Source organism: Methylophaga sp. UBA1464, assembly GCF_002325665.1.
In the GTDB taxonomy this organism is placed as follows: domain Bacteria; phylum Pseudomonadota; class Gammaproteobacteria; order Nitrosococcales; family Methylophagaceae; genus Methylophaga.
In genome coordinates, this window is sequence record NZ_DCSO01000045.1 from 1 (window position 1) to 8,083 (window position 8,083).

General features: G+C 46.2%; 9 protein-coding genes, 1 tRNA gene and 1 other annotated feature. All 10 genes read right to left on the bottom strand.

Translation table 11 applies throughout. From position 1 onward, the window contains the following. Positions 1 to 93: 93 nt before the first annotated feature. Positions 94 to 891 (bottom strand) — a sequence feature (16S ribosomal RNA rRNA prediction is too short). 260 nt (positions 892 to 1,151) lie between these two features. Further along, positions 1,152 to 1,227 (bottom strand) — tRNA-Lys (locus B3O33_RS04630). Positions 1,228 to 1,367: 140 nt separating this feature from the next. Then, positions 1,368 to 2,036 (bottom strand): 7-cyano-7-deazaguanine synthase QueC, encoded by a 669-nt coding sequence (queC, locus tag B3O33_RS04635; RefSeq protein ID WP_292361182.1) that lies wholly within the window; start codon positions 2,034 to 2,036, stop codon positions 1,368 to 1,370. Next, entirely contained in the window at positions 2,033 to 2,677 is a 645-nt protein-coding gene (queE, locus tag B3O33_RS04640) for a 7-carboxy-7-deazaguanine synthase QueE (protein WP_414673271.1), read from the bottom strand. The genes queC and queE overlap by 4 nt, the downstream gene beginning before the upstream one ends. Before the next feature lie 20 nt (positions 2,678 to 2,697). Next, positions 2,698 to 3,534: a tol-pal system protein YbgF gene (gene ybgF / locus B3O33_RS04645; protein WP_292361184.1), complete on the bottom strand. Its 837-nt coding sequence runs from the start codon at positions 3,532 to 3,534 to the stop codon at positions 2,698 to 2,700. A gap of 1 nt (position 3,535) precedes the next feature. Beyond that, positions 3,536 to 4,105 carry a peptidoglycan-associated lipoprotein Pal gene (gene pal / locus B3O33_RS04650; RefSeq protein WP_292361185.1) on the bottom strand — a complete coding sequence of 190 codons (570 nt, stop codon included), beginning with the start codon at positions 4,103 to 4,105 and terminating at the stop codon, positions 3,536 to 3,538. A 21-nt stretch (positions 4,106 to 4,126) separates the two neighbouring features. Beyond that, positions 4,127 to 5,425: a Tol-Pal system beta propeller repeat protein TolB gene (tolB, locus tag B3O33_RS04655; protein WP_292363079.1), complete on the bottom strand. Its 1,299-nt coding sequence runs from the start codon at positions 5,423 to 5,425 to the stop codon at positions 4,127 to 4,129. Positions 5,426 to 5,437: 12 nt separating this feature from the next. Beyond that, the gene (gene tolA, locus B3O33_RS04660; protein ID WP_292361187.1) at positions 5,438 to 6,598 is read right to left on the bottom strand and encodes a cell envelope integrity protein TolA; all 1,161 of its coding nucleotides are present in this window, start codon (positions 6,596 to 6,598) and stop codon (positions 5,438 to 5,440) included. Between the two features lie 5 nt (positions 6,599 to 6,603). Beyond that, positions 6,604 to 7,050 (bottom strand): protein TolR, encoded by a 447-nt coding sequence (gene tolR, locus B3O33_RS04665; RefSeq protein ID WP_292361188.1) that lies wholly within the window; start codon positions 7,048 to 7,050, stop codon positions 6,604 to 6,606. Between the two features lie 14 nt (positions 7,051 to 7,064). Further along, positions 7,065 to 7,712: a protein TolQ gene (gene tolQ / locus B3O33_RS04670; RefSeq protein WP_300497907.1), complete on the bottom strand. Its 648-nt coding sequence runs from the start codon at positions 7,710 to 7,712 to the stop codon at positions 7,065 to 7,067. Positions 7,713 to 7,722: 10 nt separating this feature from the next. Then, positions 7,723 to 8,083 (bottom strand): tol-pal system-associated acyl-CoA thioesterase (ybgC, locus tag B3O33_RS04675; RefSeq protein WP_292363082.1); only part of this gene is annotated, 361 nt, incomplete at its 5' end.

The following is an 8,083-nucleotide window of genomic DNA, read 5'->3' on the forward strand; positions in this document are numbered from 1 at the left end:
TTTCACCGCTACACCTGAAATTCCACTCACCTCTACCATACTCTAGCCTGCCAGTCTCAAATGCCATTCCCAGGTTGAGCCCGGGGATTTCACATCTGACTTAACAAACCGCCTACGCGCGCTTTACNNTTTCGCACCTCAGCGTCAGTATCGATCCAGGGGGCCGCCTTCGCCACCGGTATTCCTCCACATCTCTACGCATTTCACTGCTACACGTGGAATTCTACCCCCCTCTCCCGTACTCTAGTCTGACAGTATGTGATGCAGTTCCAAGGTTGAGCCCTGGGCTTTCACATCACACTTACCAAACCGCCTACGCGCGCTTTACGCCCAGTAATTCCGATTAACGCTTGCACCCTCCGTATTACCGCGGCTGCTGGCACGGAGTTAGCCGGTGCTTATTCTGTTGGTAACGTCAACACTAAACGCTATTAACGCTTAGCTTTTCCTCCCAACTTAAAGTGCTTTACAACCCGAAGGCCTTCTTCACACACGCGGCATTGCTGGATCAGGCTTGCGCCCATTGTCCAATATTCCCCACTGCTGCCTCCCGTAGGAGTCTGGGCCGTGTCTCAGTCCCAGTGTGGCTGATCATTCTCTCAAACCAGCTACAGATCGTCGCCATGGTAGGCCTTTACCCCACCATCTAGCTAATCTGATATAGGTTCATCTGTTAGCGTGAGGCCCGAGGGTCCCCCACTTTCCTCCGTAGAGCGTATGCGGTATTAGCAGCCGTTTCCGGCTGTTGTCCCCCACTAACAGGCAGATCCCTATACATTACTCACCCGTCCGCCACTAATCATACTAGCAAGCTAGTAATCATCGTTCGACTTGCATGTGTTAGGCATGCCGCCAGCGTTCAATCTGAGCCATGATCAAACTCTTCAGTTTAATTGTGACTTTAGTCTCTATAAGTCAGAGACAATAACTTGATTGACGTTTGCTTTCTTGCGAATAGCTCACGTCTTGTTTCTTTTCAGAAATGTCCGACGCAAGTACCCACACAAATTACTTGATACCAGTTTTTTAAAGAGCTTGCAGTCATTGTGCCCTGCAAAGAAGCGAGAATTATACAGCCACTCGCCGGGCTGTCAACAACAATTATTACAGAATTATGAAACTAGAATAAAACTGAAATTTTGCAGAAAAAATGGTGGGCCGTCTGCGACTCGAACGCAGGACCATCGGATTAAAAGTCCGGTGCTCTACCAACTGAGCTAACGGCCCAAACCAAGCGCGACATAATACTATAGTTGATAAAAATGACAACCCCAGTTGCCAATATTTTTCTATTTTACTGACATACAAAGTCGGGGGGAGTCTTGCAGAAAACAGGTAGTTGCTGATTCTTACCAAGAAACAATAACTTATTGATAACGTGTTGGGTCTGCTAATCCAGCATCAATAAAACCTTGTCGTCTCAAGCGACAGGAATCACATTGTCCACACGCCCTGCCTTGCGCATCAGCCTGGTAGCAAGAGACTGTTTCACTGTACTCAATCCCCAGCTCCGTACCACGCTTGACGATTTCTGACTTTGATAGATGCATCAATGGAGCTTTTATATATATAGCGGAACCTTCAACTGCAGATTTGGTTGCCAGGTTTGCCAGTTTTTCAAATGCATCGATAAATTCAGGGCGGCAATCGGGATAACCAGAATAATCAACGGCATTAACCCCTACAAAAATGGCTTCGGCATTAAGCACCTCTGCCCATCCCAAAGCAATCGAAAGGAAAACCGTATTTCTTGCCGGAACATAGGTAACAGGAATACCCTTCTGTTCTGACTCAGGCACATCGATGTCATCGGTTAACGCTGAACCACCGATGGCACGCAGATCAATTTGTATTACTTTGTGACTGACAACATTAGCTTTTTTAGCCAGATTTTCTGCGGCTACAAGTTCGGTTTTGTGTCGCTGGCCATAATCAAAGCTGATACTGAAGCATTCATAACCTTCAGCTTTGGCTATTGCCAAGGCCGTAACCGAATCCAATCCGCCGGAAAGTAATATGACCGCACGTTTATTCATTTGCCTTGCGCATCGTTCCATAAATATTTATGCAGTTGAATTTGCATTCTCACTGGCAGGTTATCGGCAACAATCCATTCAGCCAAGTCAGTTGGGTTTAAATCACCATGTACCGGGGAAAACAATACCTCACAACGATGGGTTAATTCGAAATGTGATATCTGCTGGCAGGCCCAATCATAATCTTCACGATTGCAGATAACGAATTTAACCTGATCCTGGAGGTTTAACAGATCGATATTGCTGTAACGGTTTTTGGAGACTTCGCCTGATGCGGGGGTTTTTAAATCCATAACCCTTACAACCCGTGGATCGATATTACTGATGTCCATCGCTCCGCTGGTTTCCAATGACACTTCGACATCTAAATCACACAAGGCGCTTAATAATTCCCGGCAAGTATTTTGCGCCAGCGGTTCACCACCGGTCACTGTGACATAGCGGGGACTAAAGCCTTTAACTTCAGTAACAATGTCACTGATTTCCATCTTTTTCCCGCCATGAAATGCATAAGCAGTATCACAATAACCACAGCGTAAAGGACAGCCCGTAAGTCTTACAAAAACGGTGGGCAGACCTACTGTCCGGGTTTCACCTTGCAATGAATAGAAAATCTCGGTGATACGACATTGAGCCATCAGTTCGTTCTACAAATAATCTTTTATTGCGCATTTTGCTGAATGCGATCCAGACGCACTCGGGCTAAACGTGAAGCAGATGTATCAGGATATTTTTGAATCACCAAATTCAGCGTTTCCTGAGCTTTGCCAGTATCACCAGTTTCATATTCGCTAAAGCCACGCTTTAGTAAAGCATCTGAGACTTTATTGCTATCCGGATAGTTGGATAGCACTTTATCAAAAGCCACTATAGCCTTATCAAATTCACGTAATACGTAATGCGCTTCTCCTTGCCAATAATAAACATTTGGCAGATAGGTGCTGTTTGGATAATTTTGCGGAAACTCTCCTAAAGCCGTTAAAGCTTCCTGGTAACGTCCACCGCGTAAATCCTGTAAGGCAGACTGGTAAGCAGCTTCACCACTTTCAACGGCAACCGGAGCAAGGGTGTCAATTTCCCCATTATCAATGGCAGAGTCTCGAGCAGTTTGTTCTAACTCGTTATCAGCCAACTCTGCACCAGCAGCTTCACTGGTCATGGAAGCTGACTCATCTCGAGTGGGTTCTTGTGCTGCCGCAGGCTGCTGCTGGACTTCAGTCAAACGTTGGTCTAAATCAAGATACTGTTCCCGCTGACGCTGCTGCATCTGATCGATTTTATGACTGAGCTCTTCATTCGCTCCATTCAAACGCTGAATTTCACGCTGAAGTTGATCCACCTGAGTGAGCAATGAAGTTAACCCTTGTCCTTGGATGATTCGCTCAAGTCTATCCATACGTGCTTGTATGGATTCCTGCTCAGCCCAAGAAACAGTGGGCGCCAAGAAAGCGCCCACCATTATTGCTATTGCAAGTTGTTTTCGCTTTTTAAAAGGCATATCAACGACCAATATAAATTATTTCAACTCGACGGTTTTGAGACCATGCAGATTCATCGCTACCATCAACTGCGGGACGTTCTTCCCCAAAACTGGTTACCCGGAATTGTTGAGCACTGGCACCCTGCAACATCAATAATTGACGAATAGACAGAGCACGACGTTCACCTAAAGCAAGGTTGTATTCACGTGACCCCCGTTCATCAGTATGTCCTTCCAGTCTCACACTCAAATTTGGATTTTTGCCCAAATATTCTGCATGGGCTTCAACAATCGGCTGATCCTGCGGTCTGACGCTGGCACTATCGTAATCAAAGTAAATTACCCGATTGGATAATGGGTTGGAAGGATCATTCAATTCACTTCCGGCGTAACCGTCTTCGCCAACAATTACACTCGCTTCAGCACCCAAATCACTACCATCAGCGCCTTGACCTGAAACACCTGATGTCGATGCGCCATTGCGCTCTTCCACCAGCACATCATCCGTTCCATCTTTAGTTGCATTACTACTACAGGCATTCAATAGGAACAATGCAACAAACAGAGCCGAGAATTTATAACGATTCATAACAAACACTCCTGACATAAATTATTTTTTCAGCGGAGACCATGCTGGTTCACGCACGACAATTCCGGATTCGCTCAAACGTTGATGGATCCGGCCATCAACAGAGACAGCAGCTAATACACCGCTACCTTTTTGCTCAGTAGCATACAGGATCATTTGACCATTTGGAGCAAAACTCGGTGACTCGGCGCGTCCTGACTCAGTCAGAACTTGCATCGCTCCGGTTTTCAAATCCTGTACTGCAATATAGAAACGACCATTCGCGCCGTGCACCATGGTTAATTTACGTCCATCCGGTGATATATCAGGAGACGCATTGTAATTACCTTCGAAACTGACCCGTTCGGCCCGACCGCCGTTTGCAGAAACCCGGTAGATTTGTGGGCGACCACCACGGTCAGATGTGAAATAAATGTCTTTACTATCAGGTGACCAGACGGCTTCAGTATCTATGGCCTGGGCATTATTGGTTACACGAATTAAATCACCACTTGTCAACTCCAGAACATACACTTCAGGATTACCATTCCTGGACAGGGTCAGTGCCAGTTTTCGACCATCTGGCGACCATGATGGCGCGCTGTTTATACCCTCAAAAGAAGCGACAGATTTACGTTGACCACTTTGCAGCTGTTGAACATAAACTTCTGACTTTCCATTTTCAAAAGAAACATAAGCAAGCTGGTTTCCATCAGGCGCCCAGGCTGGCGACATAATTGGCTGAGTTGATTGTAATACGGTGCGCGGATTTGCTCCATCAGCATCCGAAATTTGTGATGCAAAACGCTTTTTCCCATCGCCAGCAGTGACTTGAGTAACAAAAGCCAGTCGTGTTGAAAATATACCTTTCTCACCCGTAAGTGTTTCATAAATCAGATCAGCAATCTGGTGTCCTAATGCTCTCAGGCCCGATGCGGGTACTTGATATCTTTTACCCGCCAACTGTTGTCCACGGTAAACATCAAAGAGTTGGAACTGAACCTGAAAATTCTCTCCATCCTGACTACTGATTTTTCCGATAACGAGTCCTTCCGATCTCAATAAACGCCAGTCAGCAAAATTGACCTGTGACTGTTCGCTGGGCCGGGATACAAGATCCTGTTCATCCAATGGGGCAAAACGACCACTGCTTTCGAGATCGTTACGAATAATTTTCGTAATATCTTCGGGTGCTTTCAGCCCTTCACTTCCGAAAGGAACAATAGCAATTGGTAATGCTGCATCTGATCCGCCAGTTATCTCAATAGTCAGTAAGGCTTGTGCTTGTAAAGGTAACAAAGCAAGCACAAAGCCTAGCTTTAACAACCATTTCTTTATCATCACGTTCGCCTCTTATTCTGGTCTGAATACAAAATTAAAACTTTTAAATTCCGCTGCCGCTTTCGCATCACTTGGAAGTGGCAATGGTGAGGATTTGTAGACTGCACTTTCTGCGGATCGATCAAAAATCGCATTCCCGCTGCTTTTAACGATGGTGACTTCCCCAACATCTCCGCCAGGCAATGTTCGTATCCGTAATGTCACTTCCAAGCCCCGGTCAGCATTCGCTGGTTTATTCCAAAATCGTTTTACCCGTTGCTGAATGATTTGTGAATACTCATCTACCACGCCTCTTACCCGGCGACCTTCACGCTCGGCTTGTTCTGCTTCCAATTGGCGCTGTAAATCTGCTTCGGCCTGACGACGTGCATCTTCTTCAGCTTTGCGTTTCGCTTCCTCGGCTGCTTTACGCTTAGCTTCTTCTTCAGCCTTTCGCTTGGCCTCTTCCTCAGCTTTACGTTTCGCTTCTTCTTCGGCCTTACGTTTGGCCTCTTCTTCCGCTTTGCGTTTGGCCTCTTCCTCAGCTTGACGCTTCGCTTCTTCTTCCGCTTTACGTCTGGCTTCTTCTTCAGCTTTGCGTTTGGCTTCAGCTTCTTCTCTGGCTTTTTCCGCAGCTAACCTTTCCGCCTCAGCTTTCTGTTTGGCTTCTTCGGCTGCTTTTCGTTCGGCCTCTGCCTGCTGTTTAGCTTCCTCAGCCTTCTGACGTTCCAGCTCTGCTTGTTTGCGTGCTTCTTCCTGCTCAACTCGTTGCTGTTCAAGTTCTTTTAGGCGTTGCTGTTCTTTTTCAGCTTCTTGTTTTAAGCGTTGTTGTTCTTGCTCTGCTTCCTGTTTGCGTTTTTCAGCCTCCAGCTTCGCACGCTCTTGCATGTCCAGCAGTTCCTGCTCTTGACGTGCCAGTTCCTGTTGGGATTTTTCAAGTTGTTCATCCAGCTTTTGCTGACGCTCTTCTTCAGCAGCACGTTTGCTGTCTTCCGCCTCCTGCAATCGTGCCATTTCTTCAAGAACTAACTCTTCATCCATTACCGTGGCTTGTACTATCTCCACTTCCGGCTGGCCAAACTGGCGAATCTCAGTGGGCATATCAAAGCTGAATATCAATAGCAAAAACAGCAATACATGCAGTACTGTTGAGGCTCCACCGGCAAGAAAGGTTTGCACAATAGAATGCTTCATATTAATTACTGTGTTTCCGTTTCCGGACGTTGAGTTATTAAACCGACATTAGGTACGCCAGCCTTTTGCAATAAAGCCATAGCCCCTACCACCTGTCCATAACTTGCTGAACTGTCGCCTTTGACCATGACGGGTGTCTGAGGGTTGCGACGTAATACCGCCGAGACCCTGGCAACCAGCTCTTGCGCGCCGATACTTTCGTCTTGATTATCACCGACAGAAGCGTAGTAATTACCCTCCGCATCCACGGAAATCACCAGTGGTTCTAGATTTTCCGGGGCTTCGACAGGGTTGGCATCCGCTTGCGGCAAATCTACCTGTACCCCTTGTGTTAACAAAGGAGCAGTAATCATAAAGATGATCAACAGTACCAGCATAACGTCGATATACGGTACGACATTAATTTCTGCCATAGGCTTGCGACGTTGGCGTTGTTGTTTATAAAGCGCCATAGTTGGCTCCGTTATTAACCTTGTTGCCGTTGCAAAATTGAAGAGAATTCTTCAACGAAATTGTCATAACGACTAATCAATCTCTCTACTTCATGTGAATAGCGGTTATATGCCACAACCGCTGGAATCGCAGCGAACAACCCCATTGCTGTGGCGATTAACGCTTCAGCGATACCAGGCGCCACCATTGCCAGTGTCGCTTGTTGGACTTCACCTAAAGCACGGAATGAATTCATGATACCCCAGACCGTTCCGAATAAACCAATGTAAGGGCTGGTTGAGCCGGCTGTGGCAAGGAAAGGTAATGACACTTCTAACTCATCCATTTCTCTGGACAGAGAAATACGCATTACTCTCTGAGTACCTTCCAACACATAAGTCGAATCTGTGGAAGTTTTTTTCAAACGGACAAATTCCTTAAAACCTGCCTCAAAAATACCTTCCATACCTCTACCAGAATGCGGCCTGGCGGTTATATCCTCATAGAGTCTGTTTAATTCATTTCCTGACCAGAATTTATCTTCGAACAAGTCAGCATCTCGCCGTGCTTCGGCAAGTTCACTACGTTTTTTGAAAATAATAGTCCAGGAATAAACTGATATCAGCAGCAAAATCAGCATCACAATCTGTACCAACAAACTGGCTTCAGATATCAGGGACATCAAGGATAGATCAGCATTCACATTGCATCTCCGTCAAAATAAAAGAAGGTATAGGGCACGGCTTAAATCGCAGAGCATCCAGACAAGCCACTCTGACTGACGCACTGCACAACAGTTCGTCGTCACGCAATATTGATTGTTCAAACTGCATGCTTGCACCGCTCGTTTGTGTCATTTCAGATCGAATCATTAAGGCATCGTTAAATCGTGCCGGTCGACGAAAATTGATTTGCATCGAATGGACTGCAAACAGACAATTATGCTCGTCTTTTAAAACGTTCTGTTCAAAACCAAGCTGGCGCAGCCATTCGGTTCGCGCCCGCTCCATAAATTTCAGATAATTTGCGTGATAGACCACGCCACCACTATCG